General features: G+C 59.1%; 22 protein-coding genes. 12 read left to right on the top strand and 10 right to left on the bottom strand.

What is annotated here, in order from left to right; all coding sequences use genetic code 11:
• Positions 1-53: 53 nt before the first annotated feature.
• From H8F23_RS07710 to H8F23_RS07700, 3 genes are all read right to left on the bottom strand, one after another.
• Positions 54-863: a putative RNA methyltransferase gene (locus H8F23_RS07710; protein ID WP_093436625.1), complete on the bottom strand. Its 810-nt coding sequence runs from the start codon at positions 861-863 to the stop codon at positions 54-56.
• Entirely contained in the window at positions 863-2,014 is a 1,152-nt protein-coding gene (gene dapE, locus H8F23_RS07705) for a succinyl-diaminopimelate desuccinylase (protein ID WP_095050390.1), read from the bottom strand. The genes H8F23_RS07710 and dapE overlap by 1 nt, the downstream gene beginning before the upstream one ends.
• A gap of 203 nt (positions 2,015-2,217) precedes the next feature.
• Positions 2,218-4,806: a glycosyltransferase gene (locus tag H8F23_RS07700; RefSeq protein ID WP_194933940.1), complete on the bottom strand. Its 2,589-nt coding sequence runs from the start codon at positions 4,804-4,806 to the stop codon at positions 2,218-2,220.
• A 214-nt stretch (positions 4,807-5,020) separates the two neighbouring features.
• Between H8F23_RS07700 and tcdA the strand changes: the two genes are divergently transcribed.
• The gene (gene tcdA / locus H8F23_RS07695; RefSeq protein WP_095050392.1) at positions 5,021-5,839 is read left to right on the top strand and encodes a tRNA cyclic N6-threonylcarbamoyladenosine(37) synthase TcdA; all 819 of its coding nucleotides are present in this window, start codon (positions 5,021-5,023) and stop codon (positions 5,837-5,839) included.
• A 102-nt stretch (positions 5,840-5,941) separates the two neighbouring features.
• Here tcdA and H8F23_RS07690 read toward each other — a convergent pair whose 3' ends face one another.
• From H8F23_RS07690 to H8F23_RS07675, 4 genes are all read right to left on the bottom strand, one after another.
• Positions 5,942-6,346, bottom strand: a complete 405-nt coding sequence (locus H8F23_RS07690) for a SufE family protein (protein WP_194933939.1) — start codon at positions 6,344-6,346, stop codon at positions 5,942-5,944.
• Positions 6,343-7,548 carry an aminotransferase class V-fold PLP-dependent enzyme gene (locus H8F23_RS07685; RefSeq protein WP_194933938.1) on the bottom strand — a complete coding sequence of 402 codons (1,206 nt, stop codon included), beginning with the start codon at positions 7,546-7,548 and terminating at the stop codon, positions 6,343-6,345. Before H8F23_RS07685 ends, H8F23_RS07690 begins: the two co-directional genes overlap by 4 nt.
• Before the next feature lie 133 nt (positions 7,549-7,681).
• The gene (gene dapD / locus H8F23_RS07680; RefSeq protein ID WP_003222105.1) at positions 7,682-8,716 is read right to left on the bottom strand and encodes a 2,3,4,5-tetrahydropyridine-2,6-dicarboxylate N-succinyltransferase; all 1,035 of its coding nucleotides are present in this window, start codon (positions 8,714-8,716) and stop codon (positions 7,682-7,684) included.
• Positions 8,717-8,748: 32 nt separating this feature from the next.
• Positions 8,749-9,111 (bottom strand): ArsC family reductase, encoded by a 363-nt coding sequence (locus H8F23_RS07675; RefSeq protein WP_003222107.1) that lies wholly within the window; start codon positions 9,109-9,111, stop codon positions 8,749-8,751.
• A 292-nt stretch (positions 9,112-9,403) separates the two neighbouring features.
• Here H8F23_RS07675 and H8F23_RS07670 point away from each other — a divergent pair, with 292 nt between their 5' ends.
• Entirely contained in the window at positions 9,404-11,035 is a 1,632-nt protein-coding gene (locus H8F23_RS07670; protein ID WP_194933937.1) for a Na+/H+ antiporter, read from the top strand.
• 45 nt (positions 11,036-11,080) lie between these two features.
• On the opposite strand, the gene dapC is transcribed toward H8F23_RS07670, so the two are convergent.
• From dapC to map, 3 genes are read right to left on the bottom strand one after another with little or no spacing between them, the layout of a single operon-like run.
• Complete coding sequence (gene dapC, locus H8F23_RS07665) at positions 11,081-12,280, bottom strand: succinyldiaminopimelate transaminase (protein ID WP_093436601.1); 1,200 nt, start codon at positions 12,278-12,280, stop codon at positions 11,081-11,083.
• A gap of 43 nt (positions 12,281-12,323) precedes the next feature.
• Entirely contained in the window at positions 12,324-15,026 is a 2,703-nt protein-coding gene (locus tag H8F23_RS07660; RefSeq protein ID WP_194933936.1) for a [protein-PII] uridylyltransferase, read from the bottom strand.
• Between the two features lie 41 nt (positions 15,027-15,067).
• Positions 15,068-15,850: a type I methionyl aminopeptidase gene (gene map, locus H8F23_RS07655; protein ID WP_007908857.1), complete on the bottom strand. Its 783-nt coding sequence runs from the start codon at positions 15,848-15,850 to the stop codon at positions 15,068-15,070.
• A 373-nt stretch (positions 15,851-16,223) separates the two neighbouring features.
• Here map and rpsB point away from each other — a divergent pair, with 373 nt between their 5' ends.
• The 10 genes from rpsB to H8F23_RS07605 all read left to right on the top strand — a co-directional run bounded on the left by rpsB (position 16,224) and on the right by H8F23_RS07605 (position 26,694).
• On the top strand, positions 16,224-16,961 hold the full coding sequence (gene rpsB, locus H8F23_RS07650) for a 30S ribosomal protein S2 (RefSeq protein ID WP_194933935.1): 738 nt from the start codon (positions 16,224-16,226) through the stop codon (positions 16,959-16,961).
• A 192-nt stretch (positions 16,962-17,153) separates the two neighbouring features.
• Positions 17,154-18,017: a translation elongation factor Ts gene (tsf, locus tag H8F23_RS07645; protein ID WP_093436595.1), complete on the top strand. Its 864-nt coding sequence runs from the start codon at positions 17,154-17,156 to the stop codon at positions 18,015-18,017.
• Between the two features lie 210 nt (positions 18,018-18,227).
• Complete coding sequence (pyrH, locus tag H8F23_RS07640) at positions 18,228-18,971, top strand: UMP kinase (RefSeq protein ID WP_003222124.1); 744 nt, start codon at positions 18,228-18,230, stop codon at positions 18,969-18,971.
• Positions 18,968-19,525, top strand: a complete 558-nt coding sequence (frr, locus tag H8F23_RS07635; protein WP_194933934.1) for a ribosome recycling factor — start codon at positions 18,968-18,970, stop codon at positions 19,523-19,525. The genes pyrH and frr overlap by 4 nt, the downstream gene beginning before the upstream one ends.
• A 14-nt stretch (positions 19,526-19,539) precedes the next feature.
• Positions 19,540-20,295 carry a polyprenyl diphosphate synthase gene (gene uppS, locus H8F23_RS07630; RefSeq protein WP_007908854.1) on the top strand — a complete coding sequence of 252 codons (756 nt, stop codon included), beginning with the start codon at positions 19,540-19,542 and terminating at the stop codon, positions 20,293-20,295.
• A complete protein-coding gene (locus H8F23_RS07625) occupies positions 20,295-21,101 on the top strand; it encodes a phosphatidate cytidylyltransferase (RefSeq protein WP_194933933.1) in 807 nt (268 codons plus the stop codon). Before uppS ends, H8F23_RS07625 begins: the two co-directional genes overlap by 1 nt.
• Positions 21,098-22,288, top strand: a complete 1,191-nt coding sequence (gene ispC / locus H8F23_RS07620) for a 1-deoxy-D-xylulose-5-phosphate reductoisomerase (RefSeq protein ID WP_194933932.1) — start codon at positions 21,098-21,100, stop codon at positions 22,286-22,288. Before H8F23_RS07625 ends, ispC begins: the two co-directional genes overlap by 4 nt.
• Positions 22,289-22,342: 54 nt before the next feature.
• A complete protein-coding gene (gene rseP, locus H8F23_RS07615; RefSeq protein ID WP_186622030.1) occupies positions 22,343-23,695 on the top strand; it encodes a sigma E protease regulator RseP in 1,353 nt (450 codons plus the stop codon).
• Between the two features lie 74 nt (positions 23,696-23,769).
• Entirely contained in the window at positions 23,770-26,145 is a 2,376-nt protein-coding gene (gene bamA / locus H8F23_RS07610; protein WP_194933931.1) for an outer membrane protein assembly factor BamA, read from the top strand.
• 45 nt (positions 26,146-26,190) lie between these two features.
• Positions 26,191-26,694, top strand: a complete 504-nt coding sequence (locus tag H8F23_RS07605; protein ID WP_007908849.1) for an OmpH family outer membrane protein — start codon at positions 26,191-26,193, stop codon at positions 26,692-26,694.

Genomic DNA, 26,694 nt, shown 5'->3' with positions numbered 1-26,694 from the left:
AAAAATCCATTCGCGGATTTAGCCGGCCCCGGGCACTCGCCCGAGACCAAAAGTTATTGAAGAACGAAATAATCGTAGCGCATCGACACGGTGGTCACGAACGGCTCGGCCTGTTCGATCACCGCCGCACGACGCTCGGCACTGGCGCGCCAGCCGTGAGGTGTCATCGCCAACAGGTTGGCGCGATCCTCAGGCTTGTCCAGCGTCAGCTTGAATTCCAGGGTTTCGCTGTGCGCCAGCGCCATGCCTTCCGGCACCAGGGCCAGATGCTTGTCGTCGGTGTATTCGCGCACTTCGTCATAAAGACGTTCGCGCAACTCCATCAGGTGGCCGCTGGTCGGGCCGACTTTCATCAGGCCGCCGCCGACACTGAGCAGGCGCTTGGCTTCTTCCCAGTCCAGAGGACTGAAAACGCTGGCGAGAAACTGGCAACTGCCCGACGCCAACGGCACACGGGCCATGCTGGCGATCAACCAAGTGATCGCCGGATTACGTTTGCAGGCGCGTTTGACCGCTTCACGGGAGATGTCCAGCGCGTAGCCATCCGCGTTCGGCAAGGCCTCGGCGATTTGCGCGGTGTAGTAACCCTCGCCACAACCGATGTCGACCCAGCGATCTGGCGCATAACTCGCTGCCAGTTCGGCCAGTCGCTTGGCCACCGGCGCGTAATGCCCGGCGTTCAAGAAGTCCCGGCGTGCTTCGACCATGGCCTGGTTGTCGCCAGGATCACGGCTGTTCTTGTGCTGCACCGGTAGCAGGTTCAGGTAACCCTGACGCGCACGGTCGAAGCGATGCCCGGCGGGGCAGACCACGCCGTTGTCCACTGTGTTCAGCGGTTCACTGCAGATGGGGCAAGCGAGCATCAGGCGAGCAACTTGATCAGGGTCTGGTAGTAGATCTCGGTCAGTACATCGAGATCGGCGGCCAGAACGCGTTCGTTGACCTGGTGAATGGTCGCGTTGACCGGGCCCAGTTCAACCACTTGCGTGCCCATGGTCGCGATGAAACGACCGTCGGACGTTCCGCCGCTGGTCGACGCCTTGGTCTCACGACCGGTGATGTCCTTGATGCTCGCCGACACCGCGTCGAGCAGCGCGCCCGGTTCGGTGAGGAACGGCAGGCCGGACAGTGCCCAATCGATGTGCCAGTCCAGATCGTGCTTGTCGAGAATATCGGCCACGCGTTTCTGCAGGCCTTCGACGGTCGATTCGGTGGAGAACCGGAAGTTGAACACCGCCACCAGATCACCCGGAATCACGTTGGTCGCGCCAGTGCCGGAATTGACGTTGGAGATCTGGAAACTGGTCGGCGGGAAGAAATCGTTGCCGTGATCCCAATGCTCGGCGGCCAGTTCGGCCAGCGCCGGAGCGGCGAGGTGGATCGGATTCTTCGCCAGGTGCGGATAGGCCACGTGACCCTGAATGCCTTTGACGGTGAGCTTGGCACCGAGCGAGCCGCGACGGCCGTTCTTCACCACGTCGCCAACCAAAGTGGTGCTCGATGGTTCCCCAACGATGCACCAGTCCAGGCGCTCGTTGCGTGCTGCCAGGCGTTCGACCACAGCCTTGGTGCCGTGGTGCGCCGGGCCTTCTTCGTCGCTGGTGATCAGGAACGCGACCTTGCCTTTGTGGTTCGGGTAGTCGGCGACGAAACGCTCAGCGGCGACGGTCATCGACGCCAGGCTGCCTTTCATGTCCGCTGCGCCACGGCCGCAGAGCATGCCGTGTTCATCGATCAGCGCGTTGAACGGGTCGATCTGCCACGCCGTGACCGGGCCGGTCGGCACCACGTCGGTGTGGCCGGCGAAGCACAGCACCGGGCCGTCGTTGTTGCCGTGGGTGGCCCAGAAGTTATCCACATCTTCGATGCGCATCGGCTCGAGGCTGAAACCGGCATCGCCCAGGCGCTGCATCATCTGCTTCTGGCAATCGGCGTCGACCGGCGTCACGGACGGACGGCGGATCAGGTCGATGGCGAGTTGGAGGGTCGGCGAAAGGTCGGCGTGGGCCGTCATGTAATAACTCCGGGTGCGCACGGTAAACCTGTAGGAGCTGCCGCAGGCTGCGATCTTTTGATTTTGTTTTTTAAAATCAACAGCAAGATCAAAAGATCGCAGCCTTCGGCAGCTCCTACCGAGTTTGTTGGCATTGAAAAAGGCGGTCATTCTAAAGCAAAACGGCGGCCCGAAGGCCGCCGTTTGACGTTATCCGTTACCGATTATGCTGTTGCCGGCTCAGGCTTGGCCGCCGGTTTGGGCAGCGACGACAGGAACGCCATGATCAGCGCGGCCAGATACGGCAGCGACTGCACCAGCAACATCACCACCCAGAAGCGCATGTCGTTGCTTGGCATGCCGTTGACCAGGAAGATCCCCAGCGCCGCGCCCCACAACAGCAGCATGATGAACAGCTCTTCCCGCGCTTCGGAAATCGCCACCCAAAAACCATGGTTGTCGGCGTTTTTCGGCGTGCGGAAGAACGGAATGCTGCTGGTGAAAAAGCCATACAGCACCGCTTTGGCGATGGTGTGCGACAACGCCAGCCCGGCCAGTGCCGCGCAGAAGGCATCTTTCAGGTTCACGCCAACGGCGCGACGGTAAAGGAAGATGATCTTGCCGACCTTGAACACGAACAACGCCAGAGGCGGGATCGCGAAGATCAGCAGCGGCGGATCGACCCGTTGCGGCACGATGATCATCGCCGCCGACCACAACAGCGCGCCGACGGTGAAGAAGATGTTCATGCCGTCCGCGACCCACGGCAACCAGCCCGCAAGGAAGTGGTAACGCTGGCCACGGGTCAGCTCGGTGTCTTTGCCGCGCAACAGGCTGCCGGTGTGGCGCTTGATGATCTGAATCGCACCGTAAGCCCAACGGAAACGCTGTTTCTTGAAGTCGATAAACGTATCCGGCATCAGGCCCTTGCCGTAGCTGTCGTGGTAATACGCCGCCGACAGGCCTTTCTCGAACACGCGCAGGCCGAGCTCGGCGTCTTCACAGATGCACCAGTCAGCCCAGCCCAACTCTTCCAGCACCGAGCGGCGGGTCATGGTCATGGTGCCGTGCTGGATGATTGCGTCACGGTCGTTACGAGTGACCATACCGATATGGAAGAAGCCTTTGTATTCGGCGTAGCAGAGCTTCTTGAAGGTGCTTTCGTTCTGGTCGCGGTAATCCTGCGGCGACTGCACCACGGCGATTTTCGGGTCAGCGAAGTGCGGCACCATGTGCTTGAGCCAGTTGGGGTGCACGCAGTAATCGGAGTCGATCACCGCGATCACTTCGGCATCCTTGGCCGTGTGCGGAATCAGGTAGTTCAGCGCGCCACCCTTGAAACCGGCCAGGGGCGAGACGTGGAAGAACTTGAAGCGTGGGCCGAGGGTTGCGCAGTAATCGCGCACCGGCTCCCACACCGCCGGATCCTTGGTGTTGTTGTCGATGATCAGGACTTCGTAGTCCGGATAATCGAGGGCGGCGAGGGCGTCGAGGGTCTGTTTGACCATGTCCGGCGGCTCGTTGTAGCACGGCACATGGATCGAGACTTTCGGGCGATAGCTGGAGTCGCCCTCGACCGGCAGGAACTCGCGCCGCCGCTTGTGAATCCACACCGCTTCGGCCAGTTCATGCGCTTCGGTGAGCAAAACGATGAACACCCCGAGCGCACCCAGCGCCAAGAGGAAGCCAACGGTCAAACTGAACCACGTGCTGTATTGCAGGCTGTAGTCGTAACCGATCCACACCAGCACCGAACCACAGAGGAACGCGATAAAGGTCAGGAAGATCCGCCCACGCTGACGCAATGCTGAGCCGTCGATCATCAGCAGGGTCAGCGACAATAGCGCCAGCACCACCGAACCGATCGCCAGCACGCGCCACTGCGGGATCGCGACCACCGGGCCTTCGAAGTTGAATTTCTGCTGACGCGCAGCGTTGAACACGCCCCAGTACGCGCCGACCGAGCCTTCGTCGCTGGCCTTCCACGGCTGGTCAAACGCCTCGATCACGAAGTAGTTGAAGCCTTGGCGGTTGAGCTTGTTGACGAGAGTGCGCAGGTAGATCGCCTGATCCGCCGGCGACGCATCGGCACCGCCACGCATGCGACCGTTGCTCGGCCAGCCGACCTCGGAGAGCAGCAGCGGTTTTTTCGGGAACAGCTTTTTCAGATCGCGAGCGCGATCGAAAACGAACTGGCCGGCCTTGTCGACCGGAATGAACTCCCAGTACGGCAGAACGTGCGCAGCGATCAGGTCAACGTGTTTGGCCAGTTCCGGGTGTTCTTCCCAGACGTGCCATTGCTCGGACGTGGTCACCGGCACCTTCACCGCTGCGCGCACGCGATCAAGCAGCACGCTCAGCTCTTGGGCGGTGATTTCCTTGCGGAAGATCGCTTCGTTACCGACCACCACGCGAACCACGCTGCGTGAAGTGTTGGCCAGTTCGATGGCACGGGTGATTTCCCGTTCGTTGCGTTCCTGATCCGGGCTGATCCAGATCCCCAGCGTCACGCGCAGGCCGAATTCTTCAGCCAGTTTCGGGATGTCTTGCAGCGAACCGTCGACCGAGTAGATGCGGATGTTATCCGTCAACTTGCTCATGATCTCCAGGTCGCGGCGCATTTCGTCGTCAGTCGGGTACTGATCTTTTTGCGGATATTGTCCCTGCTGGAACGGCGAATAGGAGAAACCGGAGATCTGCTCCGGCCAGTTCGGCGCGGAAACCGGGCGATTGATCAGCGCCCAGAAACCGGTGAACAGGGCGGCGATTGCCAGAACCACCACCAGGTTGAGTCCAAATTTACGCGATGACATAGCTATTTCGGGTTCCAAAGGCTGTGGAACGGAGGATCGGTCGGCTATACGCCCGAGGGGCGCGCATCCTACACCGGCAGTTCGCAAGTCGTACATCAGACAGGGAAATGCCCGACATTGGGCAGCCGACTTTGACTTAAGTTCTTACACTTGTAGTTCGAAGCTTAAAACTTGTCGCTGTGTAGCCCTATAATGCGCGCCGGTTTTTGGGGTAATGGTCATGAGTACAGAAGATCCGCGGTTTGCAGGCATCGCCCGTTTGTATGGCATCGAAGGCATGGAGCGCTTGCGCGCGGCCCATGTGGCGATCGTCGGCGTCGGTGGCGTCGGTTCCTGGGCGGCGGAAGCCATGGCCCGTTGTGGTGTCGGCGAGATTTCGCTGTTCGACCTTGATGACGTTTGCGTCAGCAACGCCAACCGCCAGTTGCACGCACTGGACAGCACCGTCGGCAAGCCCAAGGTCGAAGTGATGGCCGAGCGTCTGCGCGGGATCAACCCGGATTGCACCGTGCACGCCGTGGCGGATTTCGTCACCCGCGAGACCATGGCCGAATACATCACGCCGAACATCGACTGCGTGATCGACTGCATCGACGCGGTCAACGCCAAGGCTGCGCTGATTGCCTGGTGCAAGCGCCGCAAGATCCAGATCATCACCACTGGCGGTGCGGGCGGGCAGATCGATCCGACGCTGATTCAGGTGTGCGATCTCAACCGCACGTTCAACGACCCGTTGGCCTCGAAAGTGCGTTCGACGCTGCGTCGTGATTATGGTTTTTCGCGCACCGTGACCCGCCATTACAGCGTGCCGTGTGTGTTCTCTACGGAACAACTGCGTTATCCGAAGCCGGATGGCAGCATTTGCTTGCAGAAGAGTTTTGTCGGTGACGGTGTGAAGCTCGACTGCGCCGGCGGGTTTGGTGCGGTGATGATGGTGACGGCAACGTTCGGTATGGTTGCGGCGACCAAGGCTGTGGACAAGATTGTCGCGGGTGTGCGGCGCCCGGCCGACAGAGTCAAGCCTCAGGTTTGATGGTGGGGCTTATGGCCTTATCGCGAGCAGGCTCACTCCTACAGGGGAACGCATTCCAATTGTAGAAGTGAGCCTGCTCGCGATGGCTGCGAAGCAGCCGCTTTAAAGCGCCAACTCATTCATCCGCTGGAGCACGGCATTGAGGCCATTGCTACGCGATGGCGATAGCTGCCGCGAAAGCCCTAGTTGATTGAACCAGTCCGGCAAATCAACCTGCTGCAGCTCAGTGGCCGACAAACTGTTAACCCGCAACAGTAACAACGCCACCAACCCGCGAATCATCCGCGCATCGCTGCTGGCGCTGAATTGCCAGTGACCGTCGTGCAGTTCACCAACCAGCCAGACCTGACTCTCACAGCCATGCACCCGGTTAGCCTCGCACTTGTCGGCGTCACTTAGTGGCGGCAAACGGTCACCAAACTGCATCAACAACCGCGCCCGCTGCTCCCAGCCCGCTGCATTCTGAAAAGTCTGCAGCGCCTCAGCCGCTTCGACCGGCAAACTCATCGCAATAACTCCAGCGCCTGATCCAGCGCTTCAAAGAAGCGTTCCAGATCTTCCGAGTCGTTGTACAGCGCCAGCGAAACCCGAATCGCCCCAGCCAGTTCGAAGCTTTTCAGCAGCGGCATCGCGCAGTGATGCCCGGCGCGCACGGCGATCCCTTGCTCGGTCAAAAGATGCGCGAGATCGGCGTTATGCACACCCTCGACAACAAAACTCGCCAGCGCCAATTGCGGCTTGCCGAGCAAACGAATGCCGTTACGGGCGGCGAGACCACGCAGCAAATAGTCATGCAGCGCAGCCTCGTGGGCGGACACCGCGTCCTGATCCAGACCGGCCAGATAATCCAGCGTCGCGCCGAGGCCGATCACGCTGGCAATCGGCGGCGTACCCGCCTCGAAGCCCAGCGGTGCCGGGCGGAAACGCGCGTCGTGATAGTTGGCTTCCAGCACCATCTCACCGCCGAACTGCCAGGGCTTCAGCTGTTCAAGCGCAGCGTTGCGTCCGAACAGCACGCCGAGGCCATCGGGGCCGTACAGCTTGTGGCTGGAAAACACGTAGAAGTCGCACCCTAGCGCCTGCACGTCATGCCGACCATGCACCACGCCTTGCGCGCCATCGACCACGGTCAGCGCGTTCTGCGCCTTGGCCATGCCCAGCAGCGCCGGCAACGGTTGCCACGCACCGAGCACGTTGGACAACTGACTGACTGCCAGCAATCGCGTGCGCGGGCCTATCAAATGCACAGCGGCAGCAAGGTCGATCAGACCGTCGGCATCCAGCGGCAGGATCACCAGTTTGAGACTTCGCCGTTGGGCCAGTTGCTGCCACGGCAACAGGTTGGCGTGATGCTCCAGGGCGCTGATGACAATTTCATCGCCCGGGTGGAAAAGATGTTCCAGGCCATAAGCCAGGAGGTTCAGCGCACTGGTGGCGCCGTGGGTAAAGATGATTTGCCCGCTGTCATCAGCATTCAGCCACTGGGCAACCTTCAGCCGACTGTCCTCGAACGCCTGCGTGGCATGGGCGCCGGGCAGGTGTTGCGCACGATGCACATTGGCCGCGCCGTTGGCGTAGTAATGCGTCAGTGCGTCGAGCAGGGCTTGGGGTTTTTGCGTGGTGGCGGCGTTGTCCAGATAGGTCTGGTCTTGCCGTTGCAGCGCGGCGATGGCCGGGAAATCGGCACGCCATGGGGAGGGAATCATCACAGTTTTTAGCCCTGGTGAAGAGGGGCGGGATGTACGCCAAATCCTGTAGGAGTGAGCCTGCTCGCGATGGCGTCCGTGAGGGCGCTAAAAGCATCGCGAGCAGGCTCACTCCTACAATGGATTATTCAAGCACTTAGTTGTGAGCGTGCAGCGCTTCGTTCAGTTCGATCGCCGATTTGTGGGTTTTGCACTCCACAGCACCGGTTTCCGAATTGCGACGGAACAGCAGGTCAGTCTGACCGGCCAGCTCACGCGCTTTCACAACTTTAACCAGATTGTTGTGCTCGTCCAGCAGCGCAACCTTGGTACCCGCCGTCACGTAGAGGCCCGACTCAACGGTGTTGCGGTCGCCCAACGGGATACCGATACCGGCGTTGGCGCCGATCAGGCAGCCTTCGCCGACCTTGATCACGATGTTGCCGCCGCCCGACAAGGTGCCCATGGTCGAGCAACCGCCGCCCAGGTCCGAACCCTTGCCGACGAATACGCCAGCGGAAACGCGGCCTTCGATCATGCCCGGGCCTTCGGTGCCGGCGTTGAAGTTGATGAAGCCTTCGTGCATCACGGTGGTGCCTTCACCAACGTAAGCACCCAGACGCAGACGCGCGGCGTCAGCGATACGCACGCCGGCCGGAACCACGTAGTCGGTCATTTTCGGGAACTTGTCCACCGAGAACACTTCCAGCAGCTCGCCACGCAGACGGGCTTCCAGTTGCATTTCCGCCAGTTCGCTCAGGTCGATGGCGCCTTGGCTGGTCCACGCTACGTTCGGCAGCAGCGGGAAGATCCCGGCCAGGCTCACGCCGTGTGGCTTGACCAGACGGTGCGACAGCAGATGCAGCTTGAGGTAAGCCTCAGGTGTCGAGGTCAGTTGCGCGTCTTCGGCCAGCAGGGTGGCGACCAGCGGCTTGTGGCTTTCCGCCAGACGGGTCAGCAGCTTGCCTTGTACGGCGTCGATGCCTTTCACGGCTTCAGCCAGTTGCGCCGCTTGGGCGGTGGTGAAGGTGATGGCCTGGTTGCCTTCGGTGTAACCGAGGATCGGCGCAACGGCAGCGACCAGTTCGGCCGACGGATTGAGCAGTGGCTGGGCGTAGAACACTTCCAGCCAGGCGCCTTGACGGTTCTGAGTGCCGACACCAAAGGCGATGCTGAACAGGGAGTTGGACATGTGAATACCTCTAGCAATAAGTGACGGGCTGCTTATTTGAGTGCGGCCGCGTAGATGTCTGGCTTGAAGCCAATCAGGGTTCGGTCACCGAGATCGAGCACCGGGCGCTTGATCATCGAGGGTTGAGCGAGCATCAGTTCGATGGCTTTCGACTGGTCGAGATCGGCTTTGCGTTCGTCGTCGAGTTTGCGAAAGGTCGTGCCTGCGCGGTTCAACACCGTTTGCCAGCCGTGTTCGTCACACCATTGGGTCAGGTGTTCACGGTCAATGCCGGCGGTTTTGTAATCGTGAAAGTCGTAGCTGACAGCGTGTTCATCGAGCCAGGTGCGCGCCTTCTTCATGGTGTCGCAGGCTTTGATGCCGAAAAGGTGCAACGTTTTACTTGAAACGGTCAAGGAATCGCCCCCTTTACAGGTGCTGGAGAAAAATGGTGTCGGATTATGCCATGACCAAAGCGTTTCGGGCGCCCGGCTTCATTTGGCAATGCAAAACCCTGTGGGAGCGAGCTTGCTCGCGAAGGGGCCGTGTCAGGCAAAATCTCTGTTTATGACACACCGTATTCGCGAGCAAGCTCGCTCCCACATTGGAATGTCGTTGCGGGCGTGAGACATAGGTGCAACGGTCAGATCCATCCTAAGCGGCTAATATGGCAGTTCAACGCTGTCGATTGTCTGAGATTTCCGCTTTATGCAAACCGCTTACACCGTCCTGATCCTGCTGATGCTGGTCAGCGTCTCGCGGCTGGTCGGACGGGTCATCCCGTTGCCGCTGCCATTGGTGCAGATCGCCGCCGGCGCCTTGCTCGCCTGGCCGACCCTGGGTCTGCACGTGGCCCTCGATCCCGAATTGTTCCTGTTTCTGTTCCTGCCTCCTTTGTTGTTTTCTGATGGTTGGCGCATGCCCAAGCGTGAGTTCTGGCAACTGCGCGGACCGATTCTGACGCTGGCCGTCGGGCTGGTACTGTTTACCGTGGTCGGCGCCGGCTACTTCATTCATTGGTTATTGCCGTCAATTCCGCTGCCGGTGGCTTTCGCCCTGGCGGCAGTGTTGTCGCCGACGGACGCTGTGGCGGTGTCGGCCATTTCGCAAAACCGCTTGCCGACCCCGTTGATGCATATATTGCAGGGCGAGGCGCTGATGAACGATGCCTCCGGTCTGGTGACCTTCAAGTTCGCCCTGGTGGCGGCCATCACAGGCGTGTTCTCGCTGACCAATGCCAGCCTGACTTTCGTCCTGGTGGCGCTCGGCGGGTTGGCGGTCGGTGTGGCCTTGAGCTGGTTGGTCGGGCGCTTGCGGGCGTGGATGATTGCCCGTGGCTGGGATGATCCGGCGACGCACGTGGTGTTCATGTTGTTGCTGCCGTTCGCGGCTTATGTGCTGGCCGAGCGTCTCGGCGTCTCGGGCATTCTCTCGGCCGTGGCGGCAGGGATGATGCAGAGCTGGCTTGATCTGTTGCCTCGGCAGACCAGCACCCGCTTGCTCAATCGCAGCGTCTGGTCGCTGCTGGAGTTCGCTTTCAACGGTTTGATTTTCCTCCTGCTCGGCCTGCAGTTGCCGGACATCATCAAAGCCGTGGTCAGTCACGAGCCGACGTTGTGGCCGACGTTGTTCTATCGCTGCCTCGATGTCGTGGCGATTTTTCTTGCGCTGGTGTTGTTGCGGTTTGTCTGGGTGCAGAGCATCTGGCGTTTATCGGTGCTGTTGCGACGCTTGCGCGGCAAGGGCGAGCTGACGCAAGTCCCGACCGCGCGCTCCTGCTGGCTGCTGACTGTCGGCGGTGTGCGCGGTGCAGTAACGCTGGCCGGCGTGATGTCGGTGCCGATGTTGATGGGGACGGACGCGTTTCCCGAGCGTGACCTTCTGATCTTTATCGCCGCCGGGGTGATTCTGCTGTCGCTGATTTCGGCATGCATCGCGCTGCCGCTGTTGTTGCGCGGAATTGAAAAAAGTCCGGACGACAAGCGGCGCCAGGAAGTGCGCGATGCCTGGCGCAAAACCGCGGAAGCGGCGATTCATGCGCTAGAGACAGTGGAAACCACTCCGCAGGACGCTGCTCAGGCGGCTTTGTCCGCCGAGTTGAAGGCGCGGATCATGTCCGAGTATCGCCATCAACTGGACGTTTTCAACGATTCCGCCGAAGCGCAGGCCCTCGCGTTTCAGATGGATTTACTCGAGCGGCGCATGCGCCTGAAAGCGCTCAGGGCACAGCGTCTGGAACTCTATAGTCTCAGTCGTCATCACCAGATAGGTGATGACGTCCTCAGAGAAGTGTTGGCCGATCTGGATTTGAGTGAGGCTAATCTGGGGAAGGTCAAATAATCCACCAAGAGTCCGCATCAGATGCCTGGTGCGGACTCTTGATGATTACTGCTGGCGAGTGATGAAGGCGCGAATCCGTTCGGCGGCTTCGACGCATTCGGCCAAGGGGGCGACCAGCGCCATGCGCACACGGCCTGCGCCCGGGTTGACGCCATCGACATCACGGGACAGATACGAACCCGGCACCACGGTCACGTGCTCCTGCTCAAACAGATCGCGGCAGAACGCTGCGTCATCACCTTGCACGTTCGGCCACAGGTAGAAGCTGCCATCCGGGCGCTGCACGTCCATCACCGGGCTGAGGATCTCCAGCACCGCATCGAATTTCTCGCGATACAGCGCACGGTTGGCACGCACATGCACTTCGTCATTCCACGCGGCGACGCTGGCCAGTTGCGTTTGTACCGGCATCGCGCAGCCGTGGTAGGTGCGATACAGCAGGAAGCCTTTGAGGATGTCGGCATCGCCGGCAACAAAACCCGAGCGCAGGCCCGGCAGGTTGGAGCGTTTGGACAGGCTATGAAACACCACGCAACGCTTGAAGTCCTTGCGACCCAGTTCAACACAGGCAGTCAGCAGGCCCGGCGGAGGGGTTTGTTCGTCGAAGTACAACTCGCTGTAGCACTCGTCGGCGGCGATCACGAAATCGTATTCGTCGGCCAGGGCGATCAGTTTTTTCAGGGTGTCGACCGGGATCAGCGCGCCGGTCGGGTTGCCCGGCGAGCAGAGGAACAGGATCTGGCAACGTTTCCAGATGTCCGGCGAAACGGCATCGAAATCCGGGTTGAAGCCGTTCTCGTCCAGGCACGGCAGGTAGTGCGGCTTGGCCCCGGCGAGGAACGCGGCGCCTTCGTAGATCTGGTAGAACGGGTTCGGGCTGACCACCAACGCATCATCGCCACGGTTGACCACGGTCTGGGTGAACGCAAACAACGCTTCACGGGTGCCATTGACCGGCAGCACGTTGCGCGCCGGATCGATCCAGCCGCTTGGCACGCCGAAACGACGCTCGCACCAGCCGGCGATGGCTTCGCGCAGGGCGGGGATACCGAGGGTGGTCGGGTAGACGGCCATCTGATCCAGACTGTTGGCCAGCGCTTCGGCGACAAAGCTTGGCGAGCGATGTTTCGGCTCGCCGATCGACAGGGCGATCGGGCGTTTGTCCGGGTTCGGCGTGACGGTGCCGAGCAGGGCGCGGAGCTTTTCGAACGGGTACGGCTGGAGCTGGTTCAGAGCGTTGTTCATTGGGGCTGGGTCTCTCGCAAAGCCATTTGAATCCGGGGCACCATCAAATACTGAGGCGCGACAATTTGATATCGGGTTCCTGATTGACGCTCAGTTGCTCAACGATCGCATCCTGCAAACGGCTGCACAGCAACGGGTCGGACAACGGTTGGTTGTGGGCGTCGGTGATGAAGAACACGTCTTCTACTCGTTCGCCCAACGTCGCAATCTTGGCGTTCTGCAGCGACAAGTCGAACTCGAGGAAAATCCCGCCGATCCGCGCCAGCAGTCCTGGGCGGTCGGGTGCGGTCAACTCCAGCACGGTCACCGGACGCTGGGCATCGTTGTGAATCGTCACCTGTGGCGCAAAGGCGAAATGCTTGAGCTGGCGCGGCACGCGGCGCTGGATGATCGTCGGGTAATCGTCCGGATTGCGCAGGGCTTCGGTCAGGCCTTCGCGGATTTGCTTGACCCGTGCCGGGTTGTCGCCGATCGATTCGCCTTCGTTGTCGAGCACGATGTAGGTGTCGAGGGTGAACTGGCTGCTCGAGGTGATGACCCGGGCGTCGTGAATGTTCAGGTTGAGCTGATCCATCGCCGCCACGGTCACGGCGAAAAAGTCGTGCTGGTCCGGTGCATAAATGAAGATCTGCGTGCCGCCCTCGAATTCGCGCTGGGTGGTTTCCTTGATCAGCACGAGCGGCCCGCCATCGACTGGTTGCTGCAGGATCGCATCGCTGTGCCAGGCCACGTCGCCGGCGGTGTGGCGCAGGAAATAGTCATCGCCCAATTGCGCCCACAACTGCTCGACGTCGTCCGGGTCTGTGCCTCCACGCACCAGAATATCCAGCGCGGCGCTTTGGGTCTGGCGGATCTGTTCTTCGCGATCCACCGGGTTTTCCAGGCCACGGCGCAAGGCGCGCTTGGTCTCGGTGTAGAGCTGGCGCAACAGGCTGGCGCGCCACGAGTTCCATAGCGTCGGGTTGGTCGCGTTGATGTCGGCCACGGTCAGCACGTAGAGATAGTCGAGGCGGGTTTCATCGCCAACGGCCAGGGCAAAGTCGTGGATCACCTGCGGGTCGGACAAGTCCTTACGCTGCGCGGTGGTCGACATCACCAGATGGTTCTGCACCAGCCAGACAATCAGACGGCTATCCCACACCGGTAACTGATGACGCTGGCAGAACGCCTCGGCATCGACTGCGCCGATCTCCGAGTGATCGCCATGCCGGCCTTTACCGATGTCGTGGTACAGGCCCGCCATGTAGATCAGTTCGGGTTTGGGCAGTTTGGCCATGAGCTTGGCGGCCAGCGGAAATTTCTCCGAGACCTGGGTGTACTGCAATTTGCGCAGGTGCTTGATCAGGTTCAGCGTGTGCGCATCGACCGTATAGATGTGAAACAGGTCGTGCTGCATCTGCCCGACGATAAAGCCGAACTCCGGCAGATAACGCCCGAGAATGCCGTAACGGTTCATCCGGCGCAGGTTGCGGTGGATGCCGATCTTGCACTTGAACAGCTCGATGAACAGGCTGGTGTTACGGATATCGTTGCGGAAGTTGTCGTCGATCAGGTGACGGTTTTCCCGCAGCAGACGAATGGTATCGGCACGCACGCCTTTGATTTCCGGCTGCTGGGCCATCAGCACGAAGATCTCGAGCATGGCGAATGGCGTGCGGCGGAACACGTTGTCGTTGCGTGCCTCGATATAACCGTCGTGCAACTGGAAGCGCGCATTGATCGGCTGCGGCGGCGCTTCGTCTTCCGGCGCGAGGATGACTTCTTCGAAGTGCTGGATGATCAGGTCGCTGAGCTGGGCGATGCTCATCACCACGCGGAAATACTGTTGCATGAAGTTTTCGACCGCCTGTTTGGCGTCGTCGCCTTCAAAACCGAGCAGCCCGGCAATGGTGCGCTGGTGATCGAACAGCAAGCGGTCCTCGGAACGGCCAGCGAGCATGTGCAGGGCGTAACGCACTTTCCAGAGGAATTCCTGGGAGGAGGCGAGCAGGGCGTTTTCGCTCTCGACCAGGAAGCCTTCGCCGGCGAGGGCGCGCAGGTTCAGGGTGCCGTACTGACGCCGGGCCACCCACAGAATCGTCTGGATATCCCGCAGGCCACCGGGCGAGCCTTTGACGTTGGGTTCCAGGTTGTATTCGGTGTCGTTGTATTTGTGGTGACGGGCTTTTTGCTCGGCGCGCTTGGCCAGGAAGAACTCTTTGGCCGGCCACATGTGGGCGGTGCTGGTGACATCGAGCATGCGCTGGCGCAGACGCTCGGGGCCGCAGATGGTGCGGCTTTCCATCAGGTTGGTGACGACGGTCAGGTCGGCGCGCGCCTCTTCGGCGCATTCGTCGACCGAGCGCACGCTCTGACCGACTTCCAGGCCGATGTCCCACAGCAGCGTCAGAAAACGCTCGATGGAATCGCGGAAAACTTCGTGATCGGCGCTGTCCAGCAGGATCAGCAAGTCGATGTCGGAATACGGGTGCAGCTCACCGCGACCGTAGCCACCGACCGCGACCAGCGCGATGTCGGCGTCTTCGCTCCAGTTGAACTGCTCCCAGGCCTTTTGCAGGATGTTGTCGACGAACCAGGCGCGGTCTTCGATCAGGCGGCGAATGTCGCGACCCTGGCGAAAACGCGTGTCGAGCACCTCGCGAGCCTGGCGGATCGCCTTCTTGAACGCCGCGATAGGACTCGCTTTCAGGGCCAGTTCAGCCTGGAACTGGCCGCGGTCGAAGAGTTCGGGATCCACCTGCGGCATCGATTGGCTTTCCTTCTATAAGGCTGGGAGCGTTGTGTGGATCAGGCCGAGACGCGCGGGATGGTGTCATCGGCGCGCAGGGTGAAGATCTCGTAGCCGGTGTCGGTGACCAGCAGGGTGTGTTCCCACTGTGCCGAGAGCTTGCGGTCCTTGGTGATCGCGGTCCAGCCGTCGCCGAGTACTTTGGTGTCGGCCTTGCCCTGGTTGATCATCGGCTCGATGGTGAAGGTCATGCCGGCCTTCAGTTCCATGCCGGTGCCCGCGCGGCCGTAGTGCAGGATCTGCGGCTCTTCGTGGAAGACCTTGCCGATGCCGTGACCGCAGAACTCGCGAACCACCGAGAAACCGTTCTTCTCGGCGTGCTTCTGGATCACTTCGCCGATGTCGCCGAGGCGGCAGCCGGGTTTGACGATCTCGATCGCCTTGTACATGCATTCCTGGGTGATCTGCGACAGACGCTCGGCCCAGACCGGCACTTCGCCGACGTGGAACATGCGGCTGGTGTCGCCGTGGTAGCCGTCCTTGATCACGGTCACGTCGATGTTCAGGGTGTCGCCGTTTTTCAGCGGTTTGTCGTTCGGGATGCCATGGCAGACCACGTGGTTGATCGAGGTGCAGATCGACTTCGGGTAGCCCTTGTAGTTGAGCGGGGCAGGGATGGCTTGCTGCACGTTGACGATGTAGTCGTGGCAGATCTGGTTCAGCTCATCGGTGGTGACGCCCGGCTTGACATGTTCGGCAATCATTTCCAGCACATCGGCGGCCAGTTTGCCGGCGACGCGCATGCCAGCGATGTCCTCGGGAGTTTTGAGGTTGACGGTCATACAGGCTCTCTCTGCGCTCGGCGGCGCTTGCTGATACGAATAGGGTGGCGAGTGTTCGATTGGCGACCCTGAAAAACGCGATTCTAACAGACGCACGGCGCAATTCAGCGCCCGCGTGCATCGCTTCTCTCTATACAATGGTGCGTTCGGGGCCGATTCCAAGGGGGCTGCGCCCATGTCCTTGGTACGAATACAGATTCCGGGTTCCGTTTCTGCGCACCCTGTGGTATAAAATGCGCCGCTTTCCGGGGATACCCCGAAAAGCTTAAATCCACACACGTGTCGACACGATGACCTGGGTGCTTTTGGCTTTATGCCACTGGTTGGTCATTGGGATACGTGGAGGCCAAACCCGACTTATTAAGGAACTATCATGTCCCAAGTCAACATGCGCGATATGCTGAAGGCCGGTGTGCACTTCGGTCACCAAACCCGTTACTGGAATCCGAAAATGGGTAAGTACATTTTCGGCGCGCGTAACAAGATTCACATCATCAACCTTGAAAAAACCCTGCCAATGTTCAACGAAGCTCTGACTTTCGTAGAGCGTCTGGCCCAGGGCAAAAACAAGATTCTGTTCGTCGGCACCAAGCGTTCCGCTGGCAAGATCGTTGCTGAAGAAGCAGCACGTTGCGGTTCGCCGTACGTCGATCACCGCTGGTTGGGCGGCATGCTGACCAACTTCAAAACCATTCGTGCTTCCATCAAGCGTCTGCGTGACCTTGAAGTTCAAGCCGAAGACGGTACTTTCGCCAAGCTGACCAAGAAAGAAGCGCTGATGCGCTCCCGTGACCTGGAAAAGCTGGATCGTTCGCTGGGCGGCATCAAGGACATGGGCGGTCTGCCAGACGCACTGTTCGTGATCGACGTTGACCACGAGCGCATCGCGATCACCGAAGCCAACAAGCTGGGCATCCCGGTAATCGGCGTTGTCGACACCAACAGCAGCCCGGAAGGCGTTGACTACATCATCCCAGGCAACGATGACGCAATCCGCGCTATCCAGCTGTACATGGGTTCGATGGCTGACGCAGTGATCCGTGGTCGCAACAATGTTGCTGGCGGCACTGTAGAATTCGCAACTGAAGAAACTCAGGCTGCAGCTGAGTAATTAACGCCCTGGCGTTAACTCAGTAAGCAAAAAGGGGGCTTGGCCCCCTTTTTGCCACCTCGAAAACCATTTGTCGGCGGCGCAGCTACAGCTCCTGTAACGTGCAGCAGCTACAAGGTGGGGCTCGGGACGAATTGAACGCCCGTTCGATCGGGTGGAATGGTTGAAAACCTATCCAAGAGGAATTTGAAAATGGCAGCAATTACTGCAGCGTTGGTTAAAGAACTGCGCGAGCGTACCGGCGAAGGCATGATGGACTGCAAGAAAGCCCTGGAAAAGGCTGACGGCGACATCGAAAAAGCCATTGATGACATGCGTGCTTCGGGCGCGATCAAGGCTGCGAAAAAGGCTGGCAACGTTGCCGCTGAAGGCGCAATCGCAATCAAGGACGACGGTAAAGCTGCCGTTATCCTGGAAGTGAACTCGCAGACCGACTTCCTGGCTCTGCAAGACGACTTCAAAAACTTCGTTGCTGCCAGCGTTGAAAAAGCCTTCGCTGACAAGCTGACCGACGCTGCTCCACTGATCGCTTCGCAAGAAGCTGCTCGTGAAGCACTGGTTGCCAAAGTAGGCGAGAACGTCAACATCCGTCGTCTGACCCGTATCGAAGGTGACGTTGTAGGTTCGTACCTGCACGGCAACAAGATCGGTGTTGTTGTGGCTCTGAAAGGCGGTGACGTCGAGCTGGCCAAAGACATCGCGATGCACGTTGCTGCCAGCAACCCTGAGTTCCTGCTGCCTTCGCAAGTTTCGGCTGAAGCGATCGAGCGTGAAAAAGCTGTGTTCCTGCAGCTGAACGAAGAGAAGATCAAAGGCAAGCCAGAAAACATTGTTGAGAACATGGTCAAAGGCCGTATCAGCAAGTTCCTGGCAGAAGCAAGCCTGGTTGAGCAGGCGTTCGTCAAGAACCCTGAAATCAAGGTTGGCGAGCTGGCCAAGAAAGGCGGCGCAGAAATCGTTTCCTTCACTTACTACAAAGTAGGCGAAGGCATCGAGAAGCCGGTCGACAACTTCGCTGAAGAAGTTGCTGCCCAGCTGGCTGCCGCCAAGCAATAAGACGGTTTTTCAACTGTCGCCCGAAAGAGGCTGCCCGCTTACGCGCGCAGCCTCTTTTCAGATGGGGTTGCCAATTTTTAATTGGTTTCCACTTGGAACTGACTTACAAAGCCATGTTCCGATGGCGCTGAAGCAGCGCCAAGCTAGAGTGAACGCCAGCTGTAAACAGCTCGCAAAGAATTTTTAAATACGCCGCAGGAGAGATTCGCAATGGCTCAGCAGGGCAGTGGTTATCAGGCTCGCTATAAACGCATTCTACTCAAGCTTAGCGGCGAGGCCCTGATGGGCTCGGAAGAGTTCGGGATCGATCCAAAAGTGCTGGATCGGATGGCGCTGGAAGTCGGCCAACTGGTCGGCATCGGCGTACAGGTCGGTCTGGTGATCGGTGGTGGCAACCTGTTCCGTGGCGAAGCGTTGAGCAAAGCCGGTATGGATCGGGTGACAGGTGACCACATGGGCATGCTGGCCACTGTGATGAACGCCCTGGCCATGCGCGACGCGCTGGAGCGTGCCAATATCTCGGCCATCGTGATGTCGGCCATTTCCATGGTGGGCGTGACCGATCACTATGATCGCCGCAAAGCCATGCGCCACCTGAACTCCAAAGACGTGGTGATTTTCGCGGCCGGTACCGGTAATCCGTTCTTCACCACGGATTCGGCAGCCTGCCTGCGTGCAATCGAAATCGATGCCGATGTCGTGCTCAAGGCGACCAAGGTCGATGGCGTCTACACCGCTGACCCGTTCAAAGACCCGCATGCCGAGAAGTTCGATCATCTGACTTATGATGAAGTACTGGATCGCAAGCTGGGTGTGATGGATCTGACTGCTATTTGCCTGTGCCGCGACCACAAGATGCCGCTGCGCGTATTCAACATGAACAAGCCCGGTGCCCTGCTGAACATCGTCCATGGCGGCGCTGAAGGCACCCTGATCGAGGAAGGTCAACAATGATCAACGAAATCAAAAAAGACGCTCAAGAGCGCATGCAGAAATCCCTGGACTCTCTGACCCACGCCTTTGGTCAGATTCGTACCGGCAAGGCTCACCCAAGCATTCTGGGTAGCGTGATGGTGCCGTACTACGGCGCAGACACCTCCATCACTCAAGTGGCGAACATCACCGTTAAGGACTCGCGTACCCTGCAAGTCGTTGCGTTCGAGCGCAACATGCTCGCCGCAATCGACAAGGCGATCCAGAGCGCTGGCCTGAACCTCAACCCGACCAACCTGGGCGAGTTGTTGCTGATCTCCATGCCGGCCCTGACTGAAGAAACCCGCAAGGGCTTCACCAAGCAGGCGCGCAGTGCCGCCGAAGACGCGCGAGTTGCCGTGCGCAACATTCGTCGTGATGCCTTGGGTGAGCTGAAGAAGCTGGTCAAAGACAAAGAAATCAGCGAAGACGAAGAGCGTCGTGCTGCTGCCGATATTCAGAAAATCACCGACAAGGCTGAAGCTGATATCGACGCGGCTACCAAGCAAAAAGAAGCGGATCTGATGGCCGTATAAGGTTCGAGCTTTTAATGGACAAGACCAAGCAGACTGCGCCGTCCGCGGTGCCGCGCCATGTCGCGATCATCATGGATGGCAACAATCGCTGGGCGAAAAAACGCTTTATGCCGGGTGTCGCCGGGCATAAAGCGGGCGTGGATGCTGTGCGTGCCGTCATCGAGGTGTGCGCCGAGGCCAAGGTCGAGGTGCTCACCCTGTTCGCGTTTTCCAGTGAAAACTGGCAGCGCCCGGCCGATGAAGTCAGTGCCTTGATGGATCTGTTCTTCAAGGCATTGCGTCGTGAGGCCAAGCGCCTCAACGACAACAACATCAGCCTGCGCATCATCGGCGATCGTTCACGCTTTCATCCGGAGCTTCAGGCAGCAATGCGTGAAGCTGAAGCGATGACGGCCGGTGCCAACCGTTTCATCCTGCAGATCGCCGCCAATTACGGTGGTCAGTGGGATATTGCACAGGCTGCCCAGCGTCTGGCACGTGAAGTCCAGGCCGGGCACCTGCGCCCGGAAGACATCACCCCGGATCTTTTGCAAACCTGTCTGGCGACCGGCGATCTGCCATTGCCGGACCTGTGCATCCGTACCGGTGGCGAACACCGCATCAGCAACTTCTTGCTGTGGCAACTGGCTTACGCCGAGTTGTACTTCTCCGACCTGTTCTGGCCGGACTTCAAACACGATGCCATGCGTAATGCGCTGGCCGATTTCGCTTCGCGCCAGCGTCGCTTCGGTAAAACGAGCGAACAGGTCGAAGCTGGAGCCCGGGTTTAATGCTTAAACAACGAATCATCACTGCGCTGATCCTGCTGCCGATCGCCTTGTGCGGTTTTTTCCTGCTCGAAGGTTCGGGTTTTGCCCTGTTCATCGGTCTGGTCGTGAGTCTGGGCGCCTGGGAATGGGCGCGACTGGCGGGCTTTACCGCTCAATCGTTCCGCGTCGGGTATGCCGCGGTCGTCGCATTGATGTTGTTCGTCATGTATGTGCTGCCGGGCCTGGCACCTTGGGTGCTGGGTGCCTCGGTGCTCTGGTGGGCGGTGGCGACTTATCTGGTGCTGACATATCCGCGTTCCAGCGAGCATTGGTCCACGGCTGCCACCAAACTGGTCATTGGCTTGCTGATTCTTTTGCCGGCCTGGCAAGGTCTGGTGCAGATCAAACAGTACCCGCTGGGTAACTGGCTGATCATGGCCGTGATGGTGCTGGTCTGGGGTGCCGATATCGGTGCCTACTTCTCTGGTCGCAAATTCGGCAAGCGCAAGCTGGCCCCGCAAGTCAGCCCGGGCAAGAGCTGGGAAGGCGTCTACGGTGGTCTGGCGCTGAGTCTGCTGATTACCGCCATTGTCGCGTTTGTCCGCGACTGGACCGTCGCCGAGTTGCTTAAAGGCTTGATTGGCGCTGCGCTGATCGTCTTCATCTCCGTGGTTGGCGATCTGACTGAAAGCATGTTCAAGCGTCAGTCCGGTATCAAGGACAGCAGTAATCTGCTGCCCGGTCATGGCGGCGTGCTTGATCGTATCGACAGTCTGACCGCGGCAATTCCGGTGTTTGCCGTGCTGTTGTGGATGGCTGCGCCGTGAGTCGTCCTGAGCAGATTACCGTTCTGGGCGCGACGGGCTCGATCGGCCTGAGCACGCTTGATGTCATTGCCCGTCATCCTGAGCGTTATCAGGTTTTCGCGTTGAGTGGTTTCACGCGTTTGAGCGAGCTTTTTGCCTTGTGCGTGCGCCACGTGCCGCAATTCGCTGTGGTGCCCGAGGCAGCTGCCGCGCGCAGTTTGCAGGACGATTTGCGTGCCGCCGGTTTGCCGACCCGCGTATTAGTAGGGGAAGAGGGCCTGTGTCAGGTCGCTGCTGCTCCGGAAGTCGACGCGGTGATGGCAGCAATCGTTGGTGCAGCAGGGCTGCGTCCGACCTTGGCGGCCGTTGAAGCAGGCAAGAAGATTCTTCTGGCCAATAAAGAGGCGCTGGTGATGTCCGGCGCCTTGTTCATGCAAGCGGTGCGCAAGAGCGGTTCAGTGCTGCTGCCGATCGACAGCGAACACAACGCGATTTTCCAGTGCATGCCACTGGATTTTGCTCGTGGGTTGAGCTCGGTCGGTGTCCGTCGGATTTTACTCACAGCCTCTGGTGGTCCGTTCCGACAGACGCCCATGAGTGAATTGGCGCATGTTTCACCTGATCAGGCGTGTGCGCACCCGAACTGGTCCATGGGGCGCAAGATTTCGGTCGATTCGGCCAGCATGATGAATAAAGGTCTTGAGTTGATCGAGGCTTGTTGGTTGTTCGATGCAAGGCCTTCGCAGGTCGAGGTGGTGATTCATCCGCAGAGCGTGATTCACTCGCTGGTCGATTATGTCGACGGTTCGGTACTGGCGCAGTTGGGCAATCCCGATATGCGTACACCGATTGCCAATGCGCTGGCCTGGCCGGAGCGCATTGATTCCGGTGTAGCACCGCTGGATCTGTTCGCCCTCGCGCGTCTGGATTTCGAAGCGCCGGATGAAGAACGCTTCCCTTGCCTGCGTCTGGCGCGGCAAGCTGCCGAGGCTGGCGACAGTGCTCCGGCGATGCTTAACGCGGCCAATGAAGTGGCGGTGGCGGCGTTTCTCGATGGACGGGTCCGTTACCTGGAAATCGCGAGTATCATCGAGGAAGTCTTGAACCTCGAGCCGGTTGTTGCATTGGCAGATCTCGAGGCCGTGTTCACGGCTGATGCCAAGGCGCGAGTCCTGGCTGAGCAATGGTTGAAGCGTCACGCTCGATAAAATTTGCAACACAATGGCTACACGCGGCACTGAACAGGATTGCGGAGAAAGTAGATGAGCGCGCTCTATATGATTGCCGGCACCCTGATCGCCTTGGGTGTGCTGGTCACCTTTCACGAATTCGGCCATTTCTGGGTCGCGCGTCGCTGTGGCGTCAAGGTTCTACGCTTTTCCGTAGGCTTCGGCATGCCGTTGCTGCGCTGGCATGACAAGCAAGGCACCGAATTTGTAATCGCGGCGATACCGTTGGGTGGCTACGTCAAGATGCTCGATGAGCGCGAAGGCGAAGTGCCAGTCGATCAGCTTGATCAGTCGTTCAACCGCAAATCCGTGCGTCAGCGTATCGCCATTGTTGCCGCTGGCCCCATTGCCAACTTCCTGTTGGCGTTGGTGTTCTTTTGGGTGTTGGCCATGCTCGGCAGCGAGCAGATTCGCCCGGTCATTGGTGCAGTTGAATCCGGCAGTATCGCCGCCAGTGCCGGTTTGAACGCTGGTCAGGAAATTGTTGCTGTCGATGGGGAGCCGACTACCGGTTGGGCTGCCGTCAATCTGCAATTGGTCCGGCGCCTTGGTGAAAGCGGTTCCCTGCAGTTGCTGGTGCGCGAACAGGGCACGACTGTCGATTCGCCGCGTGAGCTGAAGCTGGATAACTGGCTCAAAGGCGCAGATGAGCCGGATCCGATCCGCTCCCTGGGGATTCGCCCGTGGCGCCCGGCCTTGCCGCCGGTACTCGCCGAACTTGATCCGAAAGGTCCGGCCCAGGCGGCCGGCCTGAAGACTGGCGATCGTCTGTTGGCGCTCGACGGTCAGGCGTTGAATGACTGGCAGCAAGTGGTTGATACAGTGCGTACGCGTCCTGATACCAAAATCATGCTGCGTATCGAGCGCGACAATGCTCAAATCGACGTCCCTGTGACCCTGGCAGCGCGCGGTGAAAGCAAATCGCCCAGCGGATATCTGGGAGCGGGCGTAAAAGCTGTCGACTGGCCACCGGAGATGATCCGCGAGGTCAGTTACGGGCCGTTGGCTGCAATTGGCGAGGGTGCCCGTCGCACTTGGACCATGAGCATTCTGACGCTCGATTCACTGAAGAAAATGCTGTTCGGCGAGCTCTCGGTAAAAAACTTGAGTGGACCGATAACCATTGCTAAAGTGGCGGGCGCTTCTGCCCAGTCGGGCGTCGCTGATTTCCTGAATTTCCTTGCTTATCTGAGTATTAGCCTGGGCGTTCTGAATTTGCTGCCCATTCCTGTACTGGATGGGGGGCATTTGTTGTTTTATCTGATCGAGTGGGCGCGTGGTCGTCCCTTGTCGGATCGGGTGCAAGGTTGGGGGATACAGATCGGTATCAGTTTGGTGGTCGGGGTGATGTTGCTTGCTCTGGTCAACGATCTGGGTCGTCTGTAACGCTTCGCTGAATTGCGAATCTGCCGCATTTTGCGGCAGTTTGTTTATTGCCAGTTGGAATAAGAAAGGACTTCATGAAACGTCTGCTGCTAACTGCGGTTCTCACCGTATTGATGATCGCCGAAGTTCACGCCGAGTCCTTCACTATCTCTGATATTCGCGTCAATGGCCTCCAGCGGGTCTCCGCGGGTAGCGTCTTTGGTGCCTTGCCGTTGAACGTCGGTGAGCAGGCGGATGATCGTCGCCTGGTGGAATCCACTCGTGCGTTGTTCAAAACCGGTTTCTTTCAAGATATCCAGCTGGGCCGCGAAGGCAACGTTCTGGTAATCACGGTCGTTGAACGCCCGTCGGTCGCCAGTATCGAGATCGAAGGCAACAAGGCGATCTCCACTGAAGACTTGATGAAAGGTCTCAAACAATCCGGTCTGGCCGAAGGCGAGATCTTCCAGCGCGCCACCCTTGAGGGTGTGCGTAACGAACTGCAACGTCAGTACGTCGCGCAAGGTCGCTACTCGGCTACCGTTGATACTGAGGTGGTATCGCAGCCGCGTAACCGCGTGGGCCTGAAGGTGAAGATCAACGAAGGCACCGTTGCGGCCATTCAGCACATCAACGTGGTAGGCAACACGGTTTTCCCCGAGGAAGACCTGACCGACCTGTTCGAGCTGAAAACCACCAACTGGCTGTCGTTCTTCAAGAACGATGACAAGTACGCCCGTGAAAAACTGTCCGGTGACCTGGAGCGTCTGCGTTCCTACTACCTGGACCGTGGCTATATCAACATGGATATCGCTTCGACCCAGGTGTCCATCACCCCGGACAAGAAGCACGTCTACATCACTGTCAACGTCACCGAAGGCGAGAAGTACACCGTTCGTGACGTCAAGCTCAGTGGTGATCTGAAAGTCCCTGAAGATCAGGTCAAGTCCCTGTTGTTGGTGCAGAAGGGGCAGGTGTTCTCGCGCAAGCTGATGACTACCACATCCGAGCTGATCACCCGTCGTCTGGGTAACGAGGGTTACACCTTCGCCAACGTCAACGGCGTACCTCAGCCACACGATGATGATCACACTGTAGACATCCTGTTCGCCGTTGATCCGGGCAAGCGTGCCTACGTCAACCGCATCAACTTCCGTGGCAACACCAAGTCGGAAGACGAAGTGCTGCGTCGTGAAATGCGTCAGATGGAAGGTGGCTGGGCTTCGACTTACCTGATCGACCAGTCCAAGACCCGTCTTGAGCGTCTGGGCTTCTTTAAAGAAGTGAACGTTGAAACTCCGGCTGTCCCGGGTGTCGACGATCAGGTTGACGTGAACTACGCCGTTGAAGAACAGGCTTCCGGTTCGATTACCGCCAGCGTCGGTTTCGCCCAGAGCGCCGGTCTGATCCTCGGTGGTTCGATCACTCAGAACAACTTCCTCGGTACCGGTAACCGCGTCAGCATCGGCCTGACCCGAAGCGAATACCAGAGCCGCTACAACTTCGGTTACGTTGACCCGTACTGGACCGCCGATGGCGTGAGCCTGGGTTACAACGCGTTCTATCGCACCACTGACTACAAAGACCTCGACGTCGACGTAGCAAGCTATGCGGTAGACAGCCTGGGTGCCGGCGTGAACGTTGGTTACCCGATCAGCGAAACTTCGCGTCTGACCTTCGGCCTGTCCGCGCAGCAAGACAAGATCAAGACCGGTACTTACACCGTTGACGAGATTTTCGACTTCGTTAAGCAGGAAGGCGACCAGTACCTGAACTTCAAGGCATCGGCCGGCTGGTCCGAGTCCACCTTGAACAAAGGCGTATTGCCGACCCGTGGTCGTTCGCAGAGCCTGACCCTGGAAACCACCATTCCAGGTAGCGACCTGTCGTTCTACAAACTTGATTACCGTGGTCAGCTGTTCCAGCCGATCAGCGAGAACTACACCCTGCGTCTGCACACCGAGCTGGGTTATGGCGACGGTTACGGTTCGACTGACGGCTTGCCGTTCTATGAAAACTACTATGCTGGTGGTTTCAACTCGGTTCGTGGCTTCAAGGACAGCACCCTCGGCCCGCGCAGTACGCCGAGCCGTGGTACCAACCCGGGTACGCTGGCTGACCCGGACCAGGATCCACTGCCGTTCGGTGGTAACGTCCTGATCCAGGGTGGTGTCGAGGTTCTGTTCCCGCTGCCGTTCGTGAAAGATCAGCGTTCCCTGCGTACTTCTGTTTTCTGGGATGTGGGTAACGTATTTGACTCGCAGTGCAAGGACACTACCAATGCAAACGGCTCGACGTCGAACACCAAGTGCAACGACATCAGCCTGAGCAACATGGCCAGTTCCGTCGGTGTGGGTGTGACCTGGGTCACCGCACTGGGGCCTCTGAGCTTTGCGTTGGCCATGCCGATCAAGAAACCGGATGACGCTGAAACTCAAGTGTTCCAATTCTCCCTCGGCCAGACGTTCTAAGCGTCTGACCCAAGATAACGACAATGGATTTTGTAGGAGTGCATCGTGCGTAAGTTGACTCAATTGGTTCTCCTGGCCTCCTTGATGGTGGCAGGCCCGGCATTTGCCGACATGAAAATTGCCGTTCTGAACTATCAGATGGCCTTGCTGGAATCCGACGCGGCGAAGAAATACGCCGTTGATGCCGAGAAGAAGTTTGGTCCGCAACTGACCAAGCTGAAGACGCTGGAAAGCAGCGCCAAGGGCATTCAGGATCGTCTGATGGCCGGCGGCGACAAAATGCAGCAAGGTGAGCGCGAGCGTCTGGAGCTGGAATTCAAGCAAAAGGCCCGTGACTTCCAGTTCCAGTCCAAGGAACTGAACGAAGCCAAAGCCGTTGCCGACCGCGAAATGCTCAAGCAACTGAAGCCGAAACTGGATAGCGCAGTGGAAGAAGTCATCAAGAAAGGTGGTTTTGACCTGGTGTTCGAGCGTGGCGCAGTGATCGATGTCAAGCCTCAGTACGACATCACGCGCCAGGTTATCGAGCGCATGAATCAGCTGAAGTAA

The sequence above is a fragment of the Pseudomonas neuropathica genome, from assembly GCF_015461835.1.
Classification (GTDB): domain Bacteria; phylum Pseudomonadota; class Gammaproteobacteria; order Pseudomonadales; family Pseudomonadaceae; genus Aquipseudomonas; species Aquipseudomonas neuropathica.
This window is presented reverse-complemented; position numbering and strand designations above follow the sequence as displayed.

What these genes read in the sequence shown, in the direction of transcription:
- dapC (WP_093436601.1), bottom strand. Translation starts at nt 12,280, where the DNA reads ATGAACAACGCTCTGAACCAGCTCCAGCCGTACCCGTTCGAAAAGCTC.
- H8F23_RS07670 (WP_194933937.1), top strand. Translation starts at nt 9,404, where the DNA reads ATGCAAACCGCTTACACCGTCCTGATCCTGCTGATGCTGGTCAGCGTC.
- dapD (WP_003222105.1), bottom strand. Translation starts at nt 8,716, where the DNA reads ATGTCCAACTCCCTGTTCAGCATCGCCTTTGGTGTCGGCACTCAGAAC.
- bamA (WP_194933931.1), top strand. Translation starts at nt 23,770, where the DNA reads ATGAAACGTCTGCTGCTAACTGCGGTTCTCACCGTATTGATGATCGCC.
- H8F23_RS07710 (WP_093436625.1), bottom strand. Translation starts at nt 863, where the DNA reads ATGCTCGCTTGCCCCATCTGCAGTGAACCGCTGAACACAGTGGACAAC.
- H8F23_RS07625 (WP_194933933.1), top strand. Translation starts at nt 20,295, where the DNA reads ATGCTTAAACAACGAATCATCACTGCGCTGATCCTGCTGCCGATCGCC.
- pyrH (WP_003222124.1), top strand. Translation starts at nt 18,228, where the DNA reads ATGGCTCAGCAGGGCAGTGGTTATCAGGCTCGCTATAAACGCATTCTA.
- uppS (WP_007908854.1), top strand. Translation starts at nt 19,540, where the DNA reads ATGGACAAGACCAAGCAGACTGCGCCGTCCGCGGTGCCGCGCCATGTC.
- dapE (WP_095050390.1), bottom strand. Translation starts at nt 2,014, where the DNA reads ATGACGGCCCACGCCGACCTTTCGCCGACCCTCCAACTCGCCATCGAC.
- H8F23_RS07690 (WP_194933939.1), bottom strand. Translation starts at nt 6,346, where the DNA reads ATGAGTTTGCCGGTCGAAGCGGCTGAGGCGCTGCAGACTTTTCAGAAT.
- H8F23_RS07700 (WP_194933940.1), bottom strand. Translation starts at nt 4,806, where the DNA reads ATGTCATCGCGTAAATTTGGACTCAACCTGGTGGTGGTTCTGGCAATC.
- rpsB (WP_194933935.1), top strand. Translation starts at nt 16,224, where the DNA reads ATGTCCCAAGTCAACATGCGCGATATGCTGAAGGCCGGTGTGCACTTC.
- frr (WP_194933934.1), top strand. Translation starts at nt 18,968, where the DNA reads ATGATCAACGAAATCAAAAAAGACGCTCAAGAGCGCATGCAGAAATCC.
- rseP (WP_186622030.1), top strand. Translation starts at nt 22,343, where the DNA reads ATGAGCGCGCTCTATATGATTGCCGGCACCCTGATCGCCTTGGGTGTG.
- H8F23_RS07660 (WP_194933936.1), bottom strand. Translation starts at nt 15,026, where the DNA reads ATGCCGCAGGTGGATCCCGAACTCTTCGACCGCGGCCAGTTCCAGGCT.
- tsf (WP_093436595.1), top strand. Translation starts at nt 17,154, where the DNA reads ATGGCAGCAATTACTGCAGCGTTGGTTAAAGAACTGCGCGAGCGTACC.
- map (WP_007908857.1), bottom strand. Translation starts at nt 15,850, where the DNA reads ATGACCGTCAACCTCAAAACTCCCGAGGACATCGCTGGCATGCGCGTC.
- tcdA (WP_095050392.1), top strand. Translation starts at nt 5,021, where the DNA reads ATGGTCATGAGTACAGAAGATCCGCGGTTTGCAGGCATCGCCCGTTTG.